This window comes from Citrobacter sp. wls717 (assembly GCF_005280955.1).
Taxonomy (GTDB): domain Bacteria; phylum Pseudomonadota; class Gammaproteobacteria; order Enterobacterales; family Enterobacteriaceae; genus Citrobacter; species Citrobacter werkmanii.
Genome location: NZ_SZWW01000052.1, coordinates 15,089 through 37,264, shown reverse-complemented (window position 1 = coordinate 37,264; position 22,176 = coordinate 15,089). Strand labels below are relative to the sequence as shown.

General features: G+C 50.3%; 35 protein-coding genes. 23 read left to right on the top strand and 12 right to left on the bottom strand.

Translation table 11 applies throughout. The features are described 5' to 3' along the window. Nucleotides 1–14: 14 nt before the first annotated feature. From FDX09_RS19885 to FDX09_RS19830, 12 genes are read right to left on the bottom strand one after another with little or no spacing between them, the layout of a single operon-like run. The gene (locus FDX09_RS19885) at nucleotides 15–794 is read right to left on the bottom strand and encodes an A24 family peptidase (RefSeq protein WP_137347749.1); all 780 of its coding nucleotides are present in this window, start codon (nucleotides 792–794) and stop codon (nucleotides 15–17) included. Next, complete coding sequence (gspM, locus tag FDX09_RS19880) at nucleotides 787–1,269, bottom strand: type II secretion system protein GspM (RefSeq protein ID WP_161668184.1); 483 nt, start codon at nucleotides 1,267–1,269, stop codon at nucleotides 787–789. The genes FDX09_RS19885 and gspM overlap by 8 nt, the downstream gene beginning before the upstream one ends. After that, the gene (gene gspL / locus FDX09_RS19875) at nucleotides 1,262–2,392 is read right to left on the bottom strand and encodes a type II secretion system protein GspL (protein ID WP_170973257.1); all 1,131 of its coding nucleotides are present in this window, start codon (nucleotides 2,390–2,392) and stop codon (nucleotides 1,262–1,264) included. Before gspL ends, gspM begins: the two co-directional genes overlap by 8 nt. Before the next feature lie 10 nt (nucleotides 2,393–2,402). After that, complete coding sequence (gene gspK / locus FDX09_RS19870; RefSeq protein ID WP_069325304.1) at nucleotides 2,403–3,380, bottom strand: type II secretion system minor pseudopilin GspK; 978 nt, start codon at nucleotides 3,378–3,380, stop codon at nucleotides 2,403–2,405. After that, nucleotides 3,377–3,970 (bottom strand): prepilin-type N-terminal cleavage/methylation domain-containing protein, encoded by a 594-nt coding sequence (locus FDX09_RS19865; protein ID WP_051594490.1) that lies wholly within the window; start codon nucleotides 3,968–3,970, stop codon nucleotides 3,377–3,379. The genes gspK and FDX09_RS19865 overlap by 4 nt, the downstream gene beginning before the upstream one ends. Then, on the bottom strand, nucleotides 3,967–4,323 hold the full coding sequence (gene gspI / locus FDX09_RS19860; RefSeq protein ID WP_137347747.1) for a type II secretion system minor pseudopilin GspI: 357 nt from the start codon (nucleotides 4,321–4,323) through the stop codon (nucleotides 3,967–3,969). Before gspI ends, FDX09_RS19865 begins: the two co-directional genes overlap by 4 nt. Then, nucleotides 4,320–4,820, bottom strand: coding sequence for a type II secretion system minor pseudopilin GspH (gene gspH / locus FDX09_RS19855; RefSeq protein ID WP_137347746.1), 501 nt, complete (start codon nucleotides 4,818–4,820; stop codon nucleotides 4,320–4,322). The genes gspI and gspH overlap by 4 nt, the downstream gene beginning before the upstream one ends. Nucleotides 4,821–4,822: 2 nt before the next feature. Continuing rightward, nucleotides 4,823–5,266: a type II secretion system major pseudopilin GspG gene (gspG, locus tag FDX09_RS19850; RefSeq protein WP_038634727.1), complete on the bottom strand. Its 444-nt coding sequence runs from the start codon at nucleotides 5,264–5,266 to the stop codon at nucleotides 4,823–4,825. A gap of 9 nt (nucleotides 5,267–5,275) precedes the next feature. Then, nucleotides 5,276–6,475, bottom strand: coding sequence for a type II secretion system inner membrane protein GspF (gspF, locus tag FDX09_RS19845; RefSeq protein WP_069325302.1), 1,200 nt, complete (start codon nucleotides 6,473–6,475; stop codon nucleotides 5,276–5,278). Then, nucleotides 6,472–7,947, bottom strand: coding sequence for a type II secretion system ATPase GspE (gspE, locus tag FDX09_RS19840; RefSeq protein ID WP_121529622.1), 1,476 nt, complete (start codon nucleotides 7,945–7,947; stop codon nucleotides 6,472–6,474). The genes gspF and gspE overlap by 4 nt, the downstream gene beginning before the upstream one ends. After that, the gene (gene gspD, locus FDX09_RS19835) at nucleotides 7,944–9,941 is read right to left on the bottom strand and encodes a type II secretion system secretin GspD (RefSeq protein WP_137347745.1); all 1,998 of its coding nucleotides are present in this window, start codon (nucleotides 9,939–9,941) and stop codon (nucleotides 7,944–7,946) included. The genes gspE and gspD overlap by 4 nt, the downstream gene beginning before the upstream one ends. Continuing rightward, the gene (locus FDX09_RS19830; protein ID WP_137347744.1) at nucleotides 9,942–10,868 is read right to left on the bottom strand and encodes a hypothetical protein; all 927 of its coding nucleotides are present in this window, start codon (nucleotides 10,866–10,868) and stop codon (nucleotides 9,942–9,944) included. A gap of 41 nt (nucleotides 10,869–10,909) precedes the next feature. Between FDX09_RS19830 and FDX09_RS19825 the strand changes: the two genes are divergently transcribed. The 23 genes from FDX09_RS19825 to rplO all read left to right on the top strand — a co-directional run bounded on the left by FDX09_RS19825 (nucleotide 10,910) and on the right by rplO (nucleotide 22,172). Further along, nucleotides 10,910–12,391, top strand: coding sequence for a peptidoglycan-binding domain-containing protein (locus FDX09_RS19825; protein ID WP_137347743.1), 1,482 nt, complete (start codon nucleotides 10,910–10,912; stop codon nucleotides 12,389–12,391). Next, complete coding sequence (locus FDX09_RS19820; protein WP_137347742.1) at nucleotides 12,388–12,765, top strand: hypothetical protein; 378 nt, start codon at nucleotides 12,388–12,390, stop codon at nucleotides 12,763–12,765. The genes FDX09_RS19825 and FDX09_RS19820 overlap by 4 nt, the downstream gene beginning before the upstream one ends. Nucleotides 12,766–13,010: 245 nt before the next feature. Further along, on the top strand, nucleotides 13,011–13,322 hold the full coding sequence (rpsJ, locus tag FDX09_RS19815; protein ID WP_001181005.1) for a 30S ribosomal protein S10: 312 nt from the start codon (nucleotides 13,011–13,013) through the stop codon (nucleotides 13,320–13,322). 32 nt (nucleotides 13,323–13,354) lie between these two features. Beyond that, entirely contained in the window at nucleotides 13,355–13,984 is a 630-nt protein-coding gene (gene rplC, locus FDX09_RS19810) for a 50S ribosomal protein L3 (protein WP_003031117.1), read from the top strand. A 10-nt stretch (nucleotides 13,985–13,994) separates the two neighbouring features. Further along, on the top strand, nucleotides 13,995–14,600 hold the full coding sequence (rplD, locus tag FDX09_RS19805; RefSeq protein WP_000424395.1) for a 50S ribosomal protein L4: 606 nt from the start codon (nucleotides 13,995–13,997) through the stop codon (nucleotides 14,598–14,600). Further along, nucleotides 14,597–14,899, top strand: a complete 303-nt coding sequence (rplW, locus tag FDX09_RS19800) for a 50S ribosomal protein L23 (RefSeq protein WP_000617546.1) — start codon at nucleotides 14,597–14,599, stop codon at nucleotides 14,897–14,899. Before rplD ends, rplW begins: the two co-directional genes overlap by 4 nt. 17 nt (nucleotides 14,900–14,916) lie before the next feature. Beyond that, entirely contained in the window at nucleotides 14,917–15,738 is an 822-nt protein-coding gene (rplB, locus tag FDX09_RS19795) for a 50S ribosomal protein L2 (RefSeq protein WP_038634702.1), read from the top strand. A gap of 16 nt (nucleotides 15,739–15,754) precedes the next feature. Then, entirely contained in the window at nucleotides 15,755–16,033 is a 279-nt protein-coding gene (gene rpsS, locus FDX09_RS19790) for a 30S ribosomal protein S19 (protein WP_001138115.1), read from the top strand. A 14-nt stretch (nucleotides 16,034–16,047) separates the two neighbouring features. Continuing rightward, nucleotides 16,048–16,380 (top strand): 50S ribosomal protein L22, encoded by a 333-nt coding sequence (gene rplV / locus FDX09_RS19785; protein WP_000448832.1) that lies wholly within the window; start codon nucleotides 16,048–16,050, stop codon nucleotides 16,378–16,380. Nucleotides 16,381–16,397: 17 nt separating this feature from the next. Next, nucleotides 16,398–17,099, top strand: coding sequence for a 30S ribosomal protein S3 (gene rpsC / locus FDX09_RS19780; RefSeq protein ID WP_000529945.1), 702 nt, complete (start codon nucleotides 16,398–16,400; stop codon nucleotides 17,097–17,099). A gap of 12 nt (nucleotides 17,100–17,111) precedes the next feature. Next, entirely contained in the window at nucleotides 17,112–17,522 is a 411-nt protein-coding gene (rplP, locus tag FDX09_RS19775) for a 50S ribosomal protein L16 (protein ID WP_000941208.1), read from the top strand. Next, nucleotides 17,522–17,713: a 50S ribosomal protein L29 gene (rpmC, locus tag FDX09_RS19770; RefSeq protein WP_000644742.1), complete on the top strand. Its 192-nt coding sequence runs from the start codon at nucleotides 17,522–17,524 to the stop codon at nucleotides 17,711–17,713. Before rplP ends, rpmC begins: the two co-directional genes overlap by 1 nt. Beyond that, entirely contained in the window at nucleotides 17,713–17,967 is a 255-nt protein-coding gene (rpsQ, locus tag FDX09_RS19765; RefSeq protein ID WP_003031120.1) for a 30S ribosomal protein S17, read from the top strand. The genes rpmC and rpsQ overlap by 1 nt, the downstream gene beginning before the upstream one ends. A gap of 163 nt (nucleotides 17,968–18,130) precedes the next feature. Then, complete coding sequence (rplN, locus tag FDX09_RS19760; protein ID WP_000613954.1) at nucleotides 18,131–18,502, top strand: 50S ribosomal protein L14; 372 nt, start codon at nucleotides 18,131–18,133, stop codon at nucleotides 18,500–18,502. A gap of 10 nt (nucleotides 18,503–18,512) precedes the next feature. Beyond that, the gene (gene rplX, locus FDX09_RS19755) at nucleotides 18,513–18,827 is read left to right on the top strand and encodes a 50S ribosomal protein L24 (protein WP_004106345.1); all 315 of its coding nucleotides are present in this window, start codon (nucleotides 18,513–18,515) and stop codon (nucleotides 18,825–18,827) included. Between the two features lie 14 nt (nucleotides 18,828–18,841). Further along, nucleotides 18,842–19,381, top strand: coding sequence for a 50S ribosomal protein L5 (gene rplE, locus FDX09_RS19750; RefSeq protein WP_003031123.1), 540 nt, complete (start codon nucleotides 18,842–18,844; stop codon nucleotides 19,379–19,381). A 14-nt stretch (nucleotides 19,382–19,395) separates the two neighbouring features. Continuing rightward, nucleotides 19,396–19,701 (top strand): 30S ribosomal protein S14, encoded by a 306-nt coding sequence (gene rpsN, locus FDX09_RS19745; RefSeq protein WP_003031125.1) that lies wholly within the window; start codon nucleotides 19,396–19,398, stop codon nucleotides 19,699–19,701. Between the two features lie 30 nt (nucleotides 19,702–19,731). Next, on the top strand, nucleotides 19,732–20,124 hold the full coding sequence (rpsH, locus tag FDX09_RS19740) for a 30S ribosomal protein S8 (RefSeq protein ID WP_003031127.1): 393 nt from the start codon (nucleotides 19,732–19,734) through the stop codon (nucleotides 20,122–20,124). 12 nt (nucleotides 20,125–20,136) lie between these two features. Next, nucleotides 20,137–20,670 carry a 50S ribosomal protein L6 gene (gene rplF / locus FDX09_RS19735; RefSeq protein WP_006687355.1) on the top strand — a complete coding sequence of 178 codons (534 nt, stop codon included), beginning with the start codon at nucleotides 20,137–20,139 and terminating at the stop codon, nucleotides 20,668–20,670. A 9-nt stretch (nucleotides 20,671–20,679) separates the two neighbouring features. Then, nucleotides 20,680–21,033, top strand: coding sequence for a 50S ribosomal protein L18 (gene rplR, locus FDX09_RS19730; protein ID WP_000358956.1), 354 nt, complete (start codon nucleotides 20,680–20,682; stop codon nucleotides 21,031–21,033). Between the two features lie 14 nt (nucleotides 21,034–21,047). After that, entirely contained in the window at nucleotides 21,048–21,551 is a 504-nt protein-coding gene (rpsE, locus tag FDX09_RS19725; protein WP_003031131.1) for a 30S ribosomal protein S5, read from the top strand. Nucleotides 21,552–21,554: 3 nt separating this feature from the next. After that, on the top strand, nucleotides 21,555–21,734 hold the full coding sequence (gene rpmD / locus FDX09_RS19720) for a 50S ribosomal protein L30 (protein WP_001140434.1): 180 nt from the start codon (nucleotides 21,555–21,557) through the stop codon (nucleotides 21,732–21,734). A 3-nt stretch (nucleotides 21,735–21,737) separates the two neighbouring features. Continuing rightward, nucleotides 21,738–22,172 carry a 50S ribosomal protein L15 gene (rplO, locus tag FDX09_RS19715; protein ID WP_001238917.1) on the top strand — a complete coding sequence of 145 codons (435 nt, stop codon included), beginning with the start codon at nucleotides 21,738–21,740 and terminating at the stop codon, nucleotides 22,170–22,172. The last annotated feature ends 4 nt before the right edge of the window (nucleotides 22,173–22,176 follow it).

The following is a 22,176-nucleotide window of genomic DNA, read 5'->3' as shown; positions in this document are numbered from 1 at the left end:
CCTTCCTGTTGAGTTCACCAACTTATCCAACAAAAGTAACCCCACCCACTTACGGCCAGTGCCGGACCAAAAGGAATCAGCGCGCCGCGACGTCCTTTTTTTGCCCATAACAGAAGACCATACATAATCCCTGTGATGGAAGCTGCGTAAAGGATCATTGGTATACTTTGCCAACCGCTCCAGGCCCCGGCAGCGGCCAGCATTTTGAAGTCCCCGTAGCCGATCCCCTCTTTATGCCATAACAACCTGACTAACCAGTAGATCAACCACAAAATCATATATCCCGCAACGGCTCCAATGATGGCGTCTTTGCCGGGTACAACACCGAAACTGGCGTTGAATAACAGCCCGAGCCACAGCAATGGCAGCGTGAGTTTGTCAGGCAGAAGATAATGCTGCAGGTCGATTACGCTGAGTGCGAGCGCAAACCAAAAATAGATAAAGAGCGCCAGCGCCAGCAGGATTTCGTTGGGATGGAGGGCGTAACAGAAAACGGCCATAACAGCACAGAGTGCTTCGAGCAAAGGATAGCGTTTCGAGACAGGAAGACCACAATGACGACACTTCCCCTTCAGATATAGCCAACTCAGTAGGGGAATGTTGTCATACCACGCCAGCGGGGTTTGGCAGTGGCAGCAATGCGAACCAGGCAGCCATAAATTAAAAGGGGAGAGCGCTCCGTCTGCGGGGGTGGGGGGGAGCACCATCAGAGGCAGGCGCCAGGTGAGCATTCCCATGGTGCTGCCCGCCAGTAGTCCAACGACAAGGAACAATATTGCTAACCCGTTATCCATTTTTTTTCGCTCCAATCGTCAGTCGTGTCAGCGTAATACTGTCGGCATCGTCTTTACTGGCGTGAAACTCAAGCGCCACAATGTGCAGACCATATTCGCCCTGTAACACCGCCAACCAGCGTACGAAGGTATCCATCTTGATGGTGGAGGCGCTGATATTGAGTCCACCACCGTGAGCCGGCTGGAGTGTTGCGTTAAGTCCCGATTTTTTAAGACTGCGCTTCACCAGCGTTTCCAGGGAGTCCGATTGCGTCCGCTGTGGAAGAAGACCGGCTGCTGAAGCCTGTTTGTGAAGCCACTGTATGTCGAGCTGTAACTTTTCGTCCCGGGATTGCATTGTATCGATAGCCTGACCTAAAGGCTGCCAGGCGCCAAACCAAAAAATGGCCAACAGGCAGCATCCGAACAACGTTATAAAGATGCGTTGCTCATGCGTATTTTTATGATGAAACCAGACCTGAGCACGTTTAATCATTTCGAAGTGTCCACATTCCCTGTTCATGTTTTTCGACTTTTAATGGCAAGCCATAGATGCGCGCTTTGATGAATGCCTGTACCTGGCTTTCATCACTGGCGTAGATGAAAAGCTGCAAAGATTTACTCGCCGGATCATAGTTCAGTCCTTCCAGCGCCAATCCCGGGAATGCTGACAGCTTTGACTGCAACTGCTGCAAGAACAAATAGGGGGCAGGGATATGTTGTTGTAACTGTTTCGGCAGATAGGTTCGCAAATTGCTACTGTGTCTGTTCTCAGGAATGTATCGCTGCCACTGCTGTACCAGATCCTGACTGAGCTGCTTCTCCAGGCTATGGAGTTGCCAGTAGGTAATAGAGCGGGTAAGCAGTGCGACACCCGCAGCCAGCATGATGCTGAATAGCGCGACGCGCTTCAGGAGCGCGGTCCTGGGCGAGCGTGGAGAAGGGGCGCGAATCTTATCGTGTAGAAGATTAGGTACATTGCCGTTTGGGTAGAGAGTCAGAATATGGCATTCAGGTTGACTCTCTGTAGTGGAACAGGCCAGTGGTAACGAACCGTAGTTTACCAACTGCGGAGGGGCGAAATGCGTAAGCAGGTGGGTAAGCCACGCCTCCGTCAGGCAGGAGAGATAATTTTCCTGTGTTCTGAGCAACCACCGATCGCCCTCTCTTAATACCGTCCAGCCATTGTCGCATGCCGGCAGGTAACAGGCGTCAAACGTGACACATGTGGTGTTAATACCTGCATCGGCAAGGGTTCGGAGCTGAGACTCAAGCCAGTCGGCATCAATGCCTGCAACAGTGAGACGAGACCCCTGACGGGACAGTAATGTCCAGTGCAATGAGGGCGCCCCTTCGTCGAGCGTTTCATCAGCGAGCCAGTGAAGCTTTTGGTCAGTCAGTTCATACTCTTCATCCGGTATGACGATTGTTTTACATGTCGCCATACTGGCGGAAAGAAGCAGATGTGCGGACTGCGCCGCTGGAAGTGTACCAAGCTCCGCTAACTGTTCCATGGACAGATGCTGGATTTCACCTCCGCCACCTTCAGTATACTCCACCCATTCCACGGGGGCTGACGGCTGTTTTTGCAGGCGGATAAGCAGTTTTGGTGAGGACACTGAAACTGCTTTACTCTTCGCTACTGCCATCCGTAAGTTGGCGTAAATAGATTTTAATTGTTTTATTTTTTTCATCATAAAAGAAAAATGTGCGCATACCGGAAGTAAGGTCACCCTCGTGGGCTGTAGATGTGGTCAAAAAAAAGGTGCTATTGGCGGTTAACTGTTTTTTAAGCGAATCCGTCAGGGGTTTGGCGGCGCTGTAATCTTGTTGTGCCTGATAGAGAAAGGCATCTACCGTTTTCCAGCCACCTTCGGGGCGTTTCTTCAGTAGTGTTTTTGCATCTGAGTCACTGAGGTTATTGAGAAATAGCGCAGCTAATAGAGGGGCCTGCTGCTCAGTAAGAGTATTAATATTTATGGCGAGTTCATTGCTGAATGTCGCGCAGATAAAAGGGGATAATTTTTGATAAATAGCGTCGGTCATTCCTTTGAGCTTGCGTATTTCGGCAGGTAAAAAGATCATCTGGCCTGCTGTAAGAAAACCCGGTTGGCTGGACTTGTAATACTCATCTTCAGCGCCTTTGACACGGGGCGTCACGTCAGCGTCAATGTAATCTGCGCCGGATTGAGCGATCTCGTCTGCGCGATACTTTTCCACGCCGATTTTTTCCAACAGGGCTGCGAACACCTCGATTTTATAGGGCAGAGTGGTCATCGGGTCCGTCGGCACATCTGCTAATGCATTCAGATTGAAGCAATGTTGTAGATCGCTGGTTTGCCAGCTTACCGTTGTGTTGTCGCGAAGTTCTGCAAACTGGGGGAGCTCATCAAATTGGCTAAGCTTATCCTTGGCATTCTGCAGCGTTTGTGCAGTGGCTTGCGCTTCGGCATACAGCAGCGCATATTTCCCCTGGATACTGTCATTTGTGCGTCGGCTGCGCTGCAACTGAGTCTGAAAGCTGATCGTCATTTCTGATGCCAGCGCGGCCATCAGCGCCAGAATCATCAACACGATCAGTAACGCCGATCCCCTTTGATTACTCATTTAGCTGTCCCTGTAGCCGCCCCTGAAGTCGGGCTGGATTTCTGTTTCTCCGGGAACCAGCCGGGCAGAATAAAAAGACGAGTAAGAATCTCTCCGTTTTCACGCTCCAGCGTTATTTTAGCCGTTGTGGATGCACTGTCGCCCTCAGCCAGAGCCATTGTTGCGGACAGATGAGCGATGTCGGAGAGTAACGCTTGTGGCGGTGCCTCCTTTTTGCCATCGGGCGAGCGTCTCATTGCGCGGTATAACGTGCCGTTGTCCACATACCAGTGGACGGTAGTGAGAATGAAAGCGGCCTCGAAAGGCATGGCTGGGTCTCGTGTCTGGGTAGTGAAAATCGCGCCATCTTTTTCGCTGAAAAAAGGCTGATTCGTCTGACGGTTTTTTCGCGGAACGTACTGCATCAAATCGTTTTCAAACAGCAGCATCGTATGCTGAATAGCATCAAAATTATCGGCTGTCTTTTTTGCACGCTGATGCTGCTCTGAGGCCTGGGAAAAAACCATTGAGGCCAAAAAACTGAGCGTCGAGAAAATGGCAATTGCCAGCATCACTTCCAGTAACGTGAAGCCCCGCGGCATCTTACTCATTTTTTGTCTCCGTTTTCTGGCGTCCAGGAGTACAGATTAAGCGTCCGTCCGCTGGCGGAGGTTACGCTAGCTTGCTTTTGATTAATGGCTGACTGGTTTTGCAGGCTACCCGACAACTGCCAGGAGAAAGTCTCGTTCAGCAGTATTGTCTGACCTTTTCCCGAGGTGGTCTGGTCGGTAATGGTTCCAATCAAGGCGTTGTCCGCAGCCCAGAGTGCCAGAGTTTCTTGCTTCAGCGTGTCGAGAGCAGAGAGTTGCCATTGCATACTGCTAATCAGCCCTATTACAGCGGTCGCAAAGATTGCCATCGCCAGCAATACCTCAAGCAAGAGCATTCCGCTTTGTTGCTTCATTGCGCATCCTCAAGACGAGTGATATCCAGCGGTAGCGATCCGTCACACCGCAGAGTCACGAATTTTGCACCGTCTTCATCTCTGAACATCACGGTAAAAGGCGTCAGTTGACCATCGGGTAAGATCATAATTTGTGGATTTGCATTTTCTGCTGAAGGCGTTACTTCAGGTTTCGCTGGCGCAGCCCAGTCACCGTAAAGCGGTAAACTGTCGCTGTCGGCCAGCTCTTGCCAGTTCCATTTGTGGGTTGAATCCTTTTGCGGTAGGTAAAAAGCCCAGCCTTCAGTGGTCAACCGCAAACCGACCACATGCTTTTCCAGCAACGCCAGGTCTGACGCGTATTTCACCGTCTGCCTGAAGGTGTCGATCCGCTGTAGTAGCTTTCCGCCTGATCCCAGCCGGTCACTTTGCATGGCGATAATGCCCGTAGCTGAGATGGCGATAATGACCACAACCAGCATCACTTCCAGCAACGTGAATCCTTTCTGATGCGTCATGTTTATTGCGATTTTTTGTTATTATCCCAGTTGTTAATGTCATCCGCCGTTCCAGCTTCTCCATCTGGCCCTACGGAGCTGATATCAATAGCGCCATGTTCGCCGGGGCTTATCAGGATATAGTCGTTCCCCCAGGGGTCTGCAGGCAGACGTCGGATATAACCGTCAGTATTGTAATTTTCGGCCTTGGGAGAGAGCTCCGGCGCGGTGATGAGTGCTTCCAGACCTTGTTCCGTCGTGGGGTAGCGATGGTTGTCCAGCTTGTACATGTCCAGCGCATTTTCGAGCGCGACAATGTCGCTGACCGCCTTTTGTCTGTCCGCGCGATCTTTGTTGCCCATCAGATTCGGCACGACCAGGCTTGCCAGAACCCCCAAAATCACAATGACCACCATCAATTCCATGAGGGTAAAGCCACGCTCTGTGGCTCGTGTCTGTTGTTCCATAACCTTTCCTTAGTTCATTAATGAGTTAAGTTGTAAAATTGGCTGCATAACCGAGACGACAATGAACAAAACGATCATCGCCATCACAACGATCAACGCAGGTTCAAAAATTGCCAGCGTCAGTGCGATGCGGTTTTGTAGCTGGATTTCCTGATTTTCTGTTGCCCGCTGCATGAGTTCTCCAAGCTGACCGCTTTTTTCCCCGGAGGCGATCATGTAGAGCATCATCGCGGGAAAAATCTTCGTCTTCTCCAGCGACTGGCTAACGCTGTTGCCCTGGCGAACGCTCTCAGCCGCTTCACCCAGACGCTGGCGTATTTCCTGATTACTCACCCCCTCAGCGGAAAGCGACATAGCTTGTAAAAGAGGAACGCCGCTGCTGTTAAGAATGCTCAGGGCGCGTAAGTAGCGAGCGCTATTGATGGCGCATACTAAAGGCGACGTTAAGCGAAACTGAATTAACCAACGGTGAAATCGATGCCGGTTTCCCTTTTGTTTAAGCCAGAAAGAAAACAGGCAGCCACCGCCAATGAGGGTGAGCAGGATCCAAGGGCCATATGCCGACAAAAAATTGCTGATCGCGAGCAGGATCCGAGTGGTGAGCGGCAATGCGTGTTTGAGGTGGATAAACTGCGCTGCAACTTTAGGCACCACGGTGGTGAGCAAAATAATAACCACCAGAATAGCGACCGTAGTGAGCAGGGAAGGATAGATTAAAGCCTGCGTAAGCTTGCTGCGCATTCGCTGGCGCGCTTCGTTAAAATCCGCCAGTCTTTCCAGAACTGCGCCTAACTGACCCACCGTTTCGCCCGCTTTAACGAGCGTACAAAAGACGGCATCAAACAGGCGGGGATACGCCTGCATCGCAGTTGACAGTGATTGTCCTTCAAGAATGGACTGCCGAAGAGTCGTAATCACATCGGCAAGTTTCTTATTTTCTTTTTGTTGCCGAACCACGTCGAGGGCTTCATCCAGCGGTAATGCTGCGGCGATTAGCGTTGCAATCTGACGCGTAAAAAGCGTTAATTCACTGTGACTGACTCGTGCAGGGAGGGTCTTCAGGGGGATCGCGCGTCGTTGGGGTTTTATCGTTTGCGGCAATAGGGCCTGGCTACGCAGTTGCGCCACCATGTCCCGTTCGCTTGCGGCCTCGCTAACGCCCGTAATACGATTTCCCTTCACATCTGTTGCGGTCCAGCAATATTTCATTCAGGCTGCTCCGTCGGTGTTTGCCCTTCCGATGTCACTCTTAGCACCTCCTCCAGCGATGTAATGCCTTCTGCGGCGACGCGGAGACCGTTTGCCAGCAAACTACGATGGTGACGACGCTGAATTTGCTCCAGATGCTGTTCGTTGGTCTCTGTGTGAATGGCTTCGCGCAGTTCAGGCGTAACAAGTAACAGCTCGTGAATTGCCAGTCGCCCCTGATAGCCGCTATGCCTGCATGCCTCGCAGCCCCCGGCATGCCAGACCTGAGAGGTATTGACCCCTTGAGCCAGCAGGAGTTGTTGTTGCTGGTGGGTGGCGGGGCGCGGTATTTTGCAGTGGTTACACAGTCGTCTTACCAGACGCTGGGCAATAACCCCGACAAGTGATGAAGAAAGCAGAAACGATTCCACCCCCATATCCCGCAATCGTGTTACGGCTCCGCTGGCGCTGTTTGTATGGAGAGTCGAAAGAACCAGATGTCCGGTCAACGACGCCTGAACAGCAATCTGCGCTGTTTCGGCGTCGCGAATTTCACCTACCATCACGACATCAGGATCCTGACGTAAAATGGCGCGTAGCCCACGGGCAAAAGACATATCTACGCGACTATTGACCTGCGTTTGACCTATCCCTTCCAGTTCATATTCAATCGGATCTTCAACGGTGAGGACGTTACGCTCCGGGCTATTCAGTGCGGAAAGGATGGCGTATAGCGTGGTACTTTTTCCTGAACCCGTTGGGCCGGTGACCAGAATAATGCCGTGGGGGAGGGCAATCAGATCTTTCAGGCTGCGTGTGTCTTCTGCTGACATATCCAGCTTATCGATTGATAACCGCAGGCTGGTTTTATCCAGCAGACGCAAAACGACACGTTCGCCATGCTGTGAGGGGAGCGTAGAGACGCGCACATCCACATTTCTCTGGCCTATTTTTAACGTTATGCGACCATCCTGTGGCAGGCGCTTTTCGGCAATATCCAGCTTGGCCATCACTTTAATACGTGAGATCAGCAGGGCCGCCAGCTTTTTATTAGGCTGAACCACTGGACGCAGAACGCCATCGACGCGAAAGCGGATCCCCATCGTTTTCTCAAATACTTCGATATGAATATCGGATGCATGTTCCTTGATTGCTTCACTGAGTACGGCATTAATCAGTCGTATGACCGGCGCATCGGATTGTTCGTTAAGCAGATCTTCATTGGACTGAATCTCCTCAGAAAGAATGTTGAGATCATCAAGGTTATTCATATCTTCTGCGATCAACTGGGCAGTGCCGCTGTTCTGTTGATACAGGTGCTCGAGTTTTTCCTCAAACTGTTGCGCAGAGAGCCGGGTAAACCGGCTACATTCAGGCGCTGTTGCGGCTACGTCCAGCATAGATTCAAGCGAGGTATTTTCAGCATAAATCAGCTCTTCCTGCTGTACGGCAATACCGTATCGCTGTGCTTTTTTCCACGTAAAGGCTGTCATTTTGCACTGCCGTTATGGAACGGATTTTTGCTGTTTGACTTAGCTGGTGTGGCCACAGAGGAGTCAAATGCGTGGTCATCTAATGATTCAATGGCATCGACATCAATCAGGCTACCGTTTTGCTTGCTACTCCTGTTTTGTTGCATCTCCTTGAAGCCAGTATATTTATCCCTCGAAAGCGAATGGTAGACTTCATCATCTCTGATGATGGTTGGTCGGATGAACACCATCAAGTTGCGTTTATTTTTTTCATTTGAGGTATAGCGAAAAAGTTGCCCAATGAGGGGGATATCACCCAGTAAGGGAACTTTCGAAACCTCTTGTTTACTTGAGTCATCCATCAATCCGCCCAATACCACGGTTTCACCGCTTTTTACCAGGACGGCGTTTTGAATAGTACGGGTATTAAATGTAGGGCCGAGAGTGGATGAGGTTGCCGTAGAATCGACACTGGACACCTCTTGCTCAATTTCCATTAATACGGAATCGCCTTCATTGATTTGCGGCGTAACCTTTAGCTTAGTGCCGACTGTCTTACGTTCGACGGTGCTGTAAATATTATCGCCCGAGGTGGTTTGCGACCCGGAAAGCACCGGAACGTCTTGCCCGGCGTTGAAAGATGCCTCTTTGTTATCGAGTGTCACGATACTCGGAGTAGAAAGAATATCATTCTTGCTATTGCTACTCAGCGCGGTAAGGAGAACCCCCCAGTCGCCGTTGAAGAATCCTGCGGCAAGGCCATTGAAGTTACTGAACAAATCATATGCAGGGTTATCGCTGGTGGTACCGCCCTGTCTCTTGAATTCTTGAACCCCTTGTGCGGCATTGAAAATGGGAAGATTGGTCTTGGTAAACTGCTGTACGCCGACGTTTTTGTTGGCCCACTGGACCCCCAGATTAATGCCTTTACCATCCTGAACTTCCACGATGATAGCTTCGACCAGGACCTGGGCGCGGCGAATGTCCAGTTTGGCGATGACATCTTCTAACTGCTGGAGAATACTTTGGTCTGCGGTAATAACCAGCGAGTTGGTTTGTTCATCTGCCGTGATGGATATATCGTTATTGCTGCTGCTGGCAGATGATTTTGAAGCGCTGCTTTTTTCATCCTTCATCTTTTGCGTGACGCCGGTTAAAACTTCAACCAGTTTATCTGCTTTGGCATATTTCAAATACCAGACACGGGTGTTGCCTTCACCTTGATCTTGCGTATCCAACCGGGAAATAAGTTGTGCCATGCGCGCCCGGGCACGATCGGAACCGCTGACAATTAACGCATTACTACGTTTATCTGCAACGATGCGCGTCTGAAGTGTGGCCGGTTTAGCCTCTTTGCCATTTTCTCGCGCCAGGTCATTGAGGACGTCGGCCAGGTCGGTCGCTGAGGCATACTTCAGTGTGAAAATCTGTTCTTTGGCATCACCCATCACATCGACACGTTTAACCACCTCCAACAGACGATTGACGGTTGAGGCTTTGCCGGTGATGATCAATGCATTTGAAGGTTCGTAATGCACAACATTACCGACCTTACCGCCATCAAGCATTTGTCGAAGCAAGGGGGACAATACGCGAGCAGGAACGTTTTCCAGTGACACAATACGCGTCACCAGTTCATCTCCTTTGCCGGGTTTCGTCCCGCTAATGAGTCTTCCTGGCATTGTTTTGACTTGCTCTGAACGCACTACCTTAAGTAACCCATTATCAAGAGTAATAATTGAGAAACCGTAGAGATCCAGTACGCTCAGGAAAAACTGATAATATTCATCCTCATTGAAGGTATCATTGCTTCTGACAGATATTGAAGCCTTAACATCGGGATCAATCAGAATGGTTTTACCCATATTTTGGCCGACAATATTGACAAATGTCTGAATGTCCGCATTGTCAAAGTTAGCGGTATAATCGACTGCGAATGCAGAGCGGCAGGAGGCTGCGAGTAAAAGTATCAACGACCAACTTTTCAGTCGTCGATGTAAAACAGTTCTCTCCATTTAGTCTTCCTTTCCATCCTGGAATTGTTGAACTGAAACATTAATTAACCGTGGCGAAGCATTACGTAAGACGGTGAACTGAGCCATTTTAAGGTGCTTAAGCGCATTTTGTGCTTTGCCTAAATTTGCCTGTTGAGTCAACTTGATATTATTTAGCTGAATGGCTATATCCCCAGGTTCGAGGGAAGAATGCTTAAAAAACTGAACCTGCTTTCGTGGTAGAAGGCGTAAACCACGTAAAGTGTTCTTATCCACTACAGGACTGGCATCAATGAAATCAGCCAGCGTTACCGCTAGTTGCTCTTGCCGGGATGCTACCGCCCCCTGAGACCTGGACAGTTGTGCCAGTTCAGCAAGCAATGTCAGTTGCAGTGTTTGCTCACCAGAAGAAAACATTATCTGATTCTTTGTAATACCCGTAACACGTATTTTGCTGGAGGACTTCAGATAATCATTAATGGCATAAACATTTTGCTCACCATTTTCCTGCAAGATTGCGCGGGAAATGGATTTATTTGAACTATGAATAATTCCGCTGACAACGACCCCGGACAGCAATGCCTCTTGCGCATGCGATTGTTGATGGGGGGAAACATTCATATCTGCATCTAAGGGCACGGATGATAAATGCCATTTTTGTTTTCTGTTTGAGATATTCTCCTGATGAATTTGACTTGATGCTGTCCGCAATGTTTTGTTTTCAAACCACTGTTCATATCCTTTATGTATACAAGCGAAAATACATATAACGCTTGCAAATATCACTATGAGGTAGGCGCCATGATAAAATAGCGTGCTTTTGAATACGTGGCGGATAGTTTTCATAAAATTATGATTAAGAATAACTAACAAGTTAATCTGTTTCTTGTTAATGATAACGATAATATATTTATCCTGCCGCCAGGCGACAAGCGTTTTGGCTCCCACGTTCCTACTTTAGGAAATAATAAATTTTATGGAAAATATGAATGTTCATGGATGAGTTCATTTCTGTTTTGACCTCCCGCCAGCAACTGTTGCGGGATAATATCCTTTCCGCGTTTTTGAACGAACAATGGCTGGTATTACATGGGGCAAAAGGCACCGGAAAAAGCACGCTTGCACGCAGTGTAGAAGCGTTATGGCCACATCGGGTGCTAACTCTGGCACCTGTAAATAGAAAAGGTTATAGGTGGGAATGGCAGGTTATCGCAGATACGCAAAAGGTGGGCTGTTTAACCGGACGGTCATTTTCTGGCGAGACGATCTGGAGCGAATTACTTGGTCTGATAACCGTTAAGGCATGCGATAAGCCTCTGTTTATTTTGGAAGACGGACATCAGGTCACAACCGGTATTACTGCAACGGTTAAGGCGTTTATCGCCATAATGCCGAAGGCCCGGCTGCTAGTAACCGGTAGATACAGTCTGAGACAGCAGCGCCAGTTGCGTACGAAGCATCCGCTCTGGTTCGACGTACCCATCCCGGATATTGAGGATTACCGTAGGGTAATCGCACCCTGTATCGAAACGGAACAGGAGGGCAAAGATGCCCTTCCTGAGACATTTATCCGACATATCAAGAAACGTTGCCGCGGTAATCTGCATCTGGCGGCGCGTGTCGGGTGGAATCTTACGCGTAATAAAACGAAACAGGGTGAACAACAAACCAGCATCACGCCGCTTCAGCAACGTGAAGCGCTGCGTTGTCTGCCTGCGCCTCGTCGAACCGGGGGGACGTGTCTGGCAGTGGTTGTCGTCGCGGCGCTATGTGGTAGCGCTGGCTGGCACTTCAGTCCATTGCTTGACAGATGGTTGCCGCCCATAGCCAGCATATGGCCTGCAGGACAGCCATCGGCTGCATCACTTTCTTCCACAACGCTGACGTCAACGATTATGTCAACTAATGAGTCGCTCGCGCGGCTTTACAGCGTCTGGGGATATGAAGTCAATAAAGGGGAAGCATGGTGCGATCAGGCGTACCGGGCGGGTTTGGTTTGCCTGTCGGGCACTGATACGCTGGAAACGCTTCTGGCCCAGCAACTCCCCTGGATAGCAACGCTAAAGGTAGATAATAGCCTTATACCTGTTGTCGTGATTGGAGAAAGCAACCAGACCATCACTGCCCAGTCGGGCGCTGGTACATGGATTATGGATAAAGCCTGGTTCAGTGAAGTGTGGCAAGGGAATTACACGCTAATGTGGAAACCTTCACCAGACGGTAATGTGAGCATCATGAAGAAAAGCAGCGTCGACGACATTCTCTGGCTGGATATGATGCTGAGTCGCGTGTTGAATGTTGAGGCTGAGAGCACGGGAGAGTGGAGTCCTCTTTTATCGGAAAAAGTCCGCCAGTTTCAAATGCAAAATAAGATTAAGGCTGACGGTATGGTAGGGCGGCTTACTCTTATTCGTCTATGGCAGGCGCTGGATGAAAGCCCAAAACTGATGCATGACGGAGGGAAAGCATGAAAACGGCTCATGAATATTATTGTGGTGAAAACCTGCGTTTTGACCGTCCAGATATGCCGCTTACGTTATGGCGGGGCGCGCGTATCGCGCTTTCATGGCTGGGGTTGAGCATTGGCATGGTAATCATAGGCTACTATACGCATAGCGCGTTTATTCAGCATACCGCGACGCCAGCCGTGCCGCCGAACTTTCGTCTGTCTGACGCGCACTATATATATAAGCAGCAGCCGCTGCCGGAACCGGAAGAGACCGTTGAAGAAGAAGGCGCGGATGATATGCGCAGCGAAGAACCGTCAGCGCCTGACGAGCCTGTTCAAAACGGGGATCTCAAAGCGCGAGTGAAGCAGGCCATAGCGGAAATTGACCAGCAATAACGTCGTTCTGCGAAAGGTTGGTTATTATCGATACAACTTCACTTGCATTAAGCCCGCAGATACGTATAATGCGCGGGCTTGTCTTAATTGACGGCTGGTTCGATATGAGCCACTGATAGTCGATTTGACTATCTGACAATGTTCCCAATCGGGGAACTCTGTAAGAACGGTTACACTCTCCCATCAATCGTAATGGGTTTGAGGAGTAACTATTTCGTCTATAAAATAATTGGAGCTCTGGTCTCATGCAGAACCAAAGAATCCGTATCCGTTTGAAAGCGTTTGATCATCGTCTGATCGATCAATCAACCGCGGAAATCGTCGAGACTGCCAAGCGCACTGGTGCGCAGGTTCGTGGTCCGATCCCGCTGCCGACCCGCAAAGAGCGTTTCACCGTTCTGATCTCTCCGCACGTTAACAAAGACGCGCGTGATCAGTACGAGATCCGTACTCACAAGCGTCTGGTTGACATCGTTGAGCCAACTGAAAAAACCGTTGATGCTCTGATGCGTCTGGACCTGGCTGCCGGTGTAGACGTGCAGATCAGCCTGGGTTAATCAGGTCATCGAGCGATTGAGAGGTTGATACAATGATTGGTTTAGTCGGTAAAAAAGTGGGTATGACCCGCATCTTCACTGAAGATGGCGTCTCTATCCCAGTAACCGTTATCGAAGTTGAAGCAAACCGCGTTACTCAGGTTAAAGATCTGGCTAACGACGGCTACCGCGCTGTTCAGGTTACCACCGGTGCTAAAAAAGCTAACCGTGTAACTAAGCCGGAAGCTGGCCACTTTGCTAAAGCTGGCGTAGAAGCTGGCCGCGGCCTGTGGGAGTTCCGTCTGGCAGATGGTGAAGAATACACCGTTGGTCAGAACATTAGCGTTGAACTGTTTGCTGACGTTAAAAAAGTTGACGTAACCGGTACCTCTAAAGGTAAAGGTTTCGCTGGTACCGTTAAGCGCTGGAACTTCCGTACCCAGGACGCTACTCACGGTAACTCCTTGTCTCACCGCGTTCCGGGTTCTATCGGTCAGAACCAGACTCCGGGCAAAGTGTTCAAAGGCAAGAAAATGGCAGGTCAGCTGGGCAACGAACGTGTAACCGTTCAGAGCCTGGACGTAGTACGTGTTGACGCTGAGCGCAACCTGCTGCTGGTTAAAGGTGGTGTTCCGGGTGCGACCGGTTGCGACCTGATCGTTAAACCAGCTGTGAAGGCGTAAGGGGATAGCAATGGAATTAGTATTGAAAGACGCGCAGAGCGCGCTGACTGTTTCCGAAACTACCTTCGGTCGTGATTTCAACGAAGCGCTGGTTCACCAGGTTGTTGTTGCTTATGCAGCTGGTGCTCGTCAGGGTACTCGTGCTCAGAAGACTCGTGCTGAAGTAACTGGTTCAGGCAAAAAGCCGTGGCGCCAGAAAGGTACCGGCCGTGCGCGTTCAGGTTCTATCAAGAGCCCGATCTGGCGTTCAGGTGGCGTGACCTTCGCTGCTCGCCCGCAGGACCACAGTCAAAAAGTTAACAAAAAGATGTACCGCGGCGCGCTGAAAAGCATCCTGTCCGAACTGGTACGTCAGGATCGTCTGATCGTTGTCGAGAAGTTCTCTGTAGAAGCGCCTAAAACTAAGCTGCTGGCACAGAAACTGAAAGACATGGCTCTGGAAGATGTGCTGATCATCACCGGTGAGCTGGACGAAAACCTGTTCCTGGCTGCGCGCAACCTGCACAAGGTTGACGTACGCGATGCAACTGGTATCGACCCGGTTAGCCTGATCGCCTTCGACAAAGTCGTAATGACTGCTGATGCTGTTAAGCAAGTTGAGGAGATGCTGGCATGATTCGTGAAGAACGTCTGCTGAAGGTGCTGCGCGCACCGCACGTTTCTGAAAAAGCGTCTACTGCGATGGAAAAAACTAACACCATCGTTCTCAAAGTTGCTAAAGACGCGACCAAAGCAGAGATCAAAGCTGCTGTGCAGAAACTGTTTGAAGTCGAAGTCGAAGTCGTTAACACCCTGGTAGTTAAAGGGAAAGTTAAACGTCACGGACAGCGTATCGGTCGTCGTAGCGACTGGAAAAAAGCTTACGTCACCCTGAAGGAAGGCCAGAATCTGGACTTCGTCGGCGGCGCTGAGTAAGTCGGAGGAGTAATACAATGGCAGTTGTTAAATGTAAACCGACATCTCCGGGTCGTCGCCACGTTGTTAAAGTGGTCAACCCAGAGCTGCACAAGGGCAAACCTTTTGCTCCGCTGGTTGAAAAAAACAGCAAATCCGGTGGTCGTAACAACAATGGCCGTATCACCACTCGTCACATCGGTGGTGGTCACAAGCAGGCTTATCGTATTGTTGACTTCAAACGCAACAAAGACGGTATCCCAGCAATTGTTGAACGTCTTGAGTACGATCCGAACCGCTCCGCGAACATCGCGCTGGTTCTGTACAAAGACGGTGAACGCCGTTACATTCTGGCCCCTAAAGGCCTGAAAGCTGGCGACCAGGTTCAATCTGGCGTTGATGCTGCAATCAAAGCAGGTAACACCCTGCCGATGCGCAATATCCCGGTTGGTTCTACCGTTCATAACGTAGAAATGAAACCAGGTAAAGGCGGTCAGCTGGCACGTTCCGCTGGTACTTACGTTCAGATCGTTGCGCGTGATGGTGCTTATGTCACCCTGCGTCTGCGTTCTGGTGAAATGCGTAAAGTCGAAGCAGACTGCCGTGCAACTCTGGGCGAAGTTGGCAATGCTGAGCATATGCTGCGCGTTCTGGGTAAAGCAGGTGCTGCACGCTGGCGTGGTGTTCGTCCTACCGTTCGCGGTACTGCGATGAACCCAGTCGATCACCCACATGGTGGTGGTGAAGGTCGTAACTTTGGTAAGCACCCGGTAACTCCGTGGGGCGTTCAGACCAAAGGTAAGAAGACCCGCAGCAACAAGCGTACTGATAAATTCATCGTACGTCGCCGTAGCAAATAATTTTAGAGGATAAGCCATGCCACGTTCTCTCAAGAAAGGTCCTTTTATTGACCTGCACTTGCTGAAGAAGGTAGAGAAAGCGGTGGAAAGCGGAGACAAGAAGCCCCTGCGCACTTGGTCCCGTCGTTCAACGATCTTTCCTAACATGATCGGTTTGACCATCGCTGTCCATAATGGTCGTCAGCACGTTCCGGTATTTGTTTCCGACGAAATGGTCGGTCACAAACTGGGTGAATTCGCACCGACTCGTACTTATCGCGGCCACGCTGCTGATAAAAAAGCGAAGAAGAAATAAGGTAGGAGGAAGAGATGGAAACTTTAGCTCAACATCGCCATGCTCGTTCTTCTGCTCAGAAGGTTCGCCTTGTTGCAGACCTGATTCGCGGTAAGAAAGTGTCGCAGGCTCTGGATATTCTGACCTACACCAATAAGAAAGCGGCTGTACTGGTTAAGAAAGTCCTGGAATCTGCCATTGCTAACGCTGAACACAACGATGGCGCTGACATTGACGATCTGAAAGTTACGAAAATTTTCGTAGACGAAGGCCCGAGCATGAAGCGCATTATGCCGCGTGCAAAAGGTCGTGCAGATCGCATCCTGAAGCGCACCAGCCACATTACTGTGGTTGTGTCCGATCGCTGAGACTCTGGAGACTAGCAATGGGTCAGAAAGTACATCCTAATGGTATTCGCCTGGGTATTGTAAAACCATGGAACTCAACCTGGTTTGCGAACACCAAAGAATTCGCTGACAACCTGGACAGCGATTTTAAAGTACGTCAGTACCTGACTAAGGAACTGGCTAAAGCGTCTGTATCTCGTATCGTTATCGAGCGTCCGGCTAAGAGCATCCGTGTGACCATTCACACCGCTCGCCCGGGTATCGTTATCGGTAAGAAAGGCGAAGACGTAGAAAAACTGCGCAAAGTCGTAGCTGATATTGCTGGCGTTCCTGCCCAGATCAATATCGCCGAAGTGCGTAAACCTGAACTGGACGCAAAATTGGTTGCTGACAGCATCACTTCTCAGCTGGAACGTCGCGTTATGTTCCGTCGTGCTATGAAGCGTGCTGTACAGAACGCAATGCGTCTGGGCGCTAAAGGTATTAAAGTTGAAGTTAGCGGCCGTCTGGGCGGCGCGGAAATCGCACGTACCGAATGGTACCGCGAAGGTCGCGTACCGCTGCACACTCTGCGTGCTGACATCGACTACAACACCTCTGAAGCGCACACCACTTACGGTGTAATCGGCGTTAAAGTGTGGATCTTCAAAGGCGAGATCCTGGGTGGTATGGCTGCTGTTGAACAACCGGAAAAACCGGCTGCGCAACCTAAAAAGCAGCAGCGTAAAGGCCGTAAATAAGGAGCGTCGCTGATGTTACAACCAAAGCGTACAAAATTCCGTAAAATGCACAAAGGCCGTAACCGCGGTCTGGCTGCTGGCGCGGATGTTAGCTTCGGCAGCTTCGGTCTGAAAGCTGTTGGCCGTGGTCGTCTGACTGCCCGTCAGATCGAAGCAGCACGTCGTGCTATGACCCGTGCAGTTAAGCGTCAAGGTAAGATCTGGATCCGTGTATTCCCGGACAAACCGATCACTGAAAAGCCGCTGGCAGTGCGTATGGGTAAAGGTAAAGGTAACGTGGAGTATTGGGTTGCCTTGATTCAGCCGGGTAAAGTCCTGTATGAAATGGACGGCGTACCGGAAGAGCTGGCCCGTGAAGCATTCAAGCTGGCAGCAGCGAAACTGCCGATTAAAACCACCTTTGTAACTAAGACGGTGATGTAATGAAAGCAAAAGAGCTGCGTGAGAAGAGTGTTGAAGAGCTGAACACCGAGCTGCTGAATCTGCTGCGTGAGCAGTTCAACCTGCGTATGCAGGCTGCAAGTGGCCAGCTGCAACAGTCTCACCTGTTGAAGCAAGTGCGTCGTGATGTCGCACGCGTTAAGACTTTACTGACTGAGAAGGCGGGTGCGTAATGACCGATAAAATCCGTACTCTGCAAGGTCGCGTTGTTAGCGATAAAATGGAGAAATCCATCGTTGTTGCTATCGAACGTTTTGTGAAACACCCGATCTACGGTAAATTCATTAAGCGTACGACCAAACTGCACGTACATGACGAGAACAACGAATGCGGTACTGGTGACGTGGTTGAAATCCGCGAATGCCGTCCGCTGTCCAAGACTAAGTCCTGGACGCTGGTTCGCGTTGTAGAGAAAGCTGTTCTGTAATACAGTAGGCATTCTCAACGAATAAACGGCTCAGCGATGAGCCGTTTATTTTTTCTACCCATATCGTTTGAGCGGTGTTATAATGCCGCGCCCCCGATATGGGGCTTTTTTAACGACCTGATTTTCGGGTCTCAGTAGTAGTTGACATTAGCGGAGCACTAAAATGATCCAAGAACAGACTATGCTGAACGTCGCCGACAACTCCGGTGCACGTCGCGTAATGTGTATCAAGGTTCTGGGTGGCTCGCACCGTCGCTACGCAGGCGTCGGCGATATCATCAAGATCACCATCAAGGAAGCAATTCCGCGTGGTAAGGTCAAAAAAGGTGATGTGCTGAAGGCGGTAGTGGTGCGCACCAAGAAGGGTGTTCGTCGCCCGGACGGTTCTGTCATTCGCTTCGATGGTAATGCATGCGTTATTTTAAACAATAACAGCGAGCAACCTATCGGTACGCGTATTTTTGGGCCGGTAACTCGTGAACTTCGTAACGAGAAGTTCATGAAAATTATCTCTCTGGCACCAGAAGTACTCTAAGGAGCGAATCATGGCAGCGAAGATCCGTCGTGATGACGAAGTTATCGTGTTAACCGGTAAAGATAAAGGTAAACGCGGTAAAGTTAAGAATGTCTTGTCTTCCGGCAAGCTCATTGTTGAAGGTATCAACCTGGTTAAGAAACACCAGAAGCCGGTTCCGGCTCTGAACCAACCAGGCGGCATCGTTGAAAAAGAAGCTGCTATTCAGGTTTCTAACGTTGCAATCTTCAACGCGGCAACCGGCAAGGCTGACCGTGTAGGCTTTAGATTCGAAGACGGCAAAAAAGTCCGTTTCTTCAAATCTAACAGCGAAACTATCAAGTAATTTGGAGTAGTACGATGGCGAAACTGCATGATTACTACAAAGACGAAGTAGTCGCTAAACTCATGACTGAGTTTAACTACAATTCTGTCATGCAAGTCCCTCGGGTCGAGAAGATCACCCTGAACATGGGTGTTGGTGAAGCGATCGCTGACAAGAAACTGCTGGATAACGCAGCAGCTGACCTGACAGCAATCTCCGGTCAAAAACCGCTGATCACCAAAGCACGCAAATCAGTTGCAGGCTTCAAAATCCGTCAGGGCTATCCGATCGGCTGTAAAGTAACTCTGCGTGGCGAACGCATGTGGGAGTTCTTTGAGCGTCTGATCACTATTGCTGTTCCACGTATCCGTGACTTCCGTGGCCTGTCCGCTAAGTCATTCGATGGTCGTGGTAACTACAGCATGGGTGTCCGTGAGCAGATCATCTTCCCAGAAATCGACTACGATAAAGTCGACCGCGTGCGTGGTTTGGATATTACCATTACCACTACTGCGAAATCTGACGAAGAAGGCCGTGCTCTGCTGGCTGCCTTTGACTTCCCGTTCCGCAAGTAAGGTAGGGTTACTGAATGGCTAAGCAATCAATGAAAGCACGCGAAGTAAAGCGCGTAGCTTTAGCTGATAAGTACTTCGCAAAACGCGCTGAACTGAAAGCTATTATCTCTGATGTGAACGCGACCGACGAAGATCGTTGGAACGCAGTTCTGAAGCTGCAGTCTCTGCCGCGTGATTCCAGCCCGTCCCGTCAGCGTAACCGCTGCCGTCAAACAGGTCGTCCGCATGGCTATGTGGGCAAGTTCGGGTTGAGCCGTATCAAACTGCGTGAAGCCGCTATGCGCGGTGAAGTACCAGGCTTGAAAAAGGCTAGCTGGTAATTACCAATTGAATCACGGGAGTAAAGACAGATGAGCATGCAAGATCCGATCGCGGATATGCTGACCCGTATCCGTAACGGTCAGGCCGCGAATAAAGCTGCGGTCACCATGCCTTCCTCCAAGCTGAAAGTGGCAATTGCCAACGTGCTGAAGGAAGAAGGTTTTATTGAAGATTTTAAAGTTGAAGGCGACACCAAGCCGGAACTGGAACTTACTCTTAAGTATTTCCAGGGTAAAGCTGTTGTAGAAAGCATTCAGCGTGTCAGTCGCCCAGGTCTGCGCATTTATAAGCGTAAAGACGAGCTGCCGAAGGTTATGGCTGGCATGGGTATCGCAGTTGTTTCTACCTCTAAAGGTGTTATGACTGATCGTGCAGCGCGCCAGGCTGGTCTTGGTGGCGAAATTATCTGCTACGTAGCCTAATCGGAGGAAAAAATGTCTCGTGTTGCTAAAGCACCGGTCGTTATTCCTGCCGGCGTTGATGTAAAAATCAACGGTCAGGTTATTACGATCAAAGGTAAAAACGGCGAGCTGACTCGTACTCTCAACGATGCTGTTGCAGTAAATCATGCAGATAATGCACTGACCTTCGGTCCGCGTGATGGTTACGCAGATGGATGGGCTCAGGCTGGTACCGCGCGTGCCCTGCTGAATGCAATGGTTGTCGGTGTTACCGAAGGCTTCACTAAGAAGCTGCAGCTGGTTGGTGTAGGTTATCGTGCAGCGGTCAAAGGGAATGTAGTAAACCTGGCTTTAGGTTTCTCTCATCCAGTTGATCATCAGCTGCCGGCAGGTATCACTGCAGAATGTCCGACTCAGACTGAAATCGTGCTGAAAGGCGCTGATAAACAGCTGATCGGTCAGGTTGCGGCAGATCTGCGCGCCTACCGTCGTCCTGAGCCTTACAAAGGCAAGGGTGTTCGTTACGCCGACGAAGTCGTGCGTACCAAAGAGGCTAAGAAGAAGTAAGGTAACACTATGGATAAGAAATCTGCTCGTATCCGTCGTGCGACCCGCGCACGCCGCAAGCTCAAAGAGCTGGGCGCAACTCGCCTGGTGGTACATCGTACCCCGCGTCATATTTACGCACAGGTAATTGCACCGAACGGTTCTGAAGTTCTGGTAGCTGCTTCTACTGTAGAAAAAGCTATCGCTGAACAACTGAAGTACACCGGTAACAAAGACGCTGCAGCAGCTGTGGGTAAAGCTGTCGCCGAACGCGCTCTGGAAAAAGGCATCAAAGATGTGTCCTTTGACCGTTCCGGGTTCCAATATCATGGTCGTGTCCAGGCACTGGCAGATGCTGCCCGTGAAGCTGGCCTTCAGTTCTAAGGTAGAGGTGTAAGATGGCTCACATCGAAAAACAAGCTGGCGAACTGCAGGAAAAGCTGATCGCGGTAAACCGCGTATCTAAAACCGTTAAAGGTGGTCGTATTTTCTCCTTCACAGCTCTGACTGTAGTTGGCGATGGTAACGGTCGCGTTGGTTTTGGTTACGGTAAAGCGCGTGAAGTTCCAGCAGCGATCCAGAAAGCGATGGAAAAAGCCCGTCGCAATATGATTAACGTCGCGCTGAACCACGGCACCCTGCAGCACCCGGTTAAGGGTACTCACACGGGTTCTCGTGTATTCATGCAGCCGGCTTCCGAAGGTACCGGTATCATCGCCGGTGGTGCAATGCGCGCCGTTCTGGAAGTCGCTGGAGTTCGTAACGTTCTGGCTAAAGCGTATGGTTCCACTAACCCGATTAACGTGGTTCGTGCAACTATCGACGGTCTGGAAAATATGAAATCTCCGGAAATGGTCGCTGCCAAGCGTGGTAAATCCGTTGAAGAAATTCTGGGGAAATAAACCATGGCAAAGACTATTAAAATTACTCAAACCCGCAGTGCAATCGGTCGTCTGCCGAAACACAAGGCAACGCTGCTTGGCCTGGGTCTGCGTCGTATTGGTCACACCGTAGAACGCGAGGATACTCCTGCAGTTCGTGGTATGGTCAACGCGGTTTCCTTCATGGTTAAAGTTGAGGAGTAAGAGATGCGTTTAAATACTCTGTCTCCGGCCGAAGGCTCCAAAAAGGCGGGTAAACGCCTGGGTCGTGGTATCGGTTCTGGCCTCGGTAAAACCGGTGGTCGTGGTCACAAAGGTCAGAAGTCTCGTTCTGGCGGTGGCGTACGTCGCGGTTTCGAGGGTGGTCAGATGCCTCTGTACCGTCGTCTGCCGAAATTCGGCTTCACTTCACGTAAAGCAGCGATTACAGCCGAAGTTCGTCTGTCTGACCTGGCTAAAGTTGAAGGCGGTGTTGTAGACCTGAACACGCTGAAAGCAGCTAACATTATCGGTATCCAGATCGAGTTCGCGAAAGTGATCCTGGCTGGTGAAGTCACTACTCCGGTAACTGTTCGTGGCCTGCGTGTTACTAAAGGCGCTCGTGCTGCTATCGAAGCTGCTGGCGGTAAAATCGAGGAATAAGTAG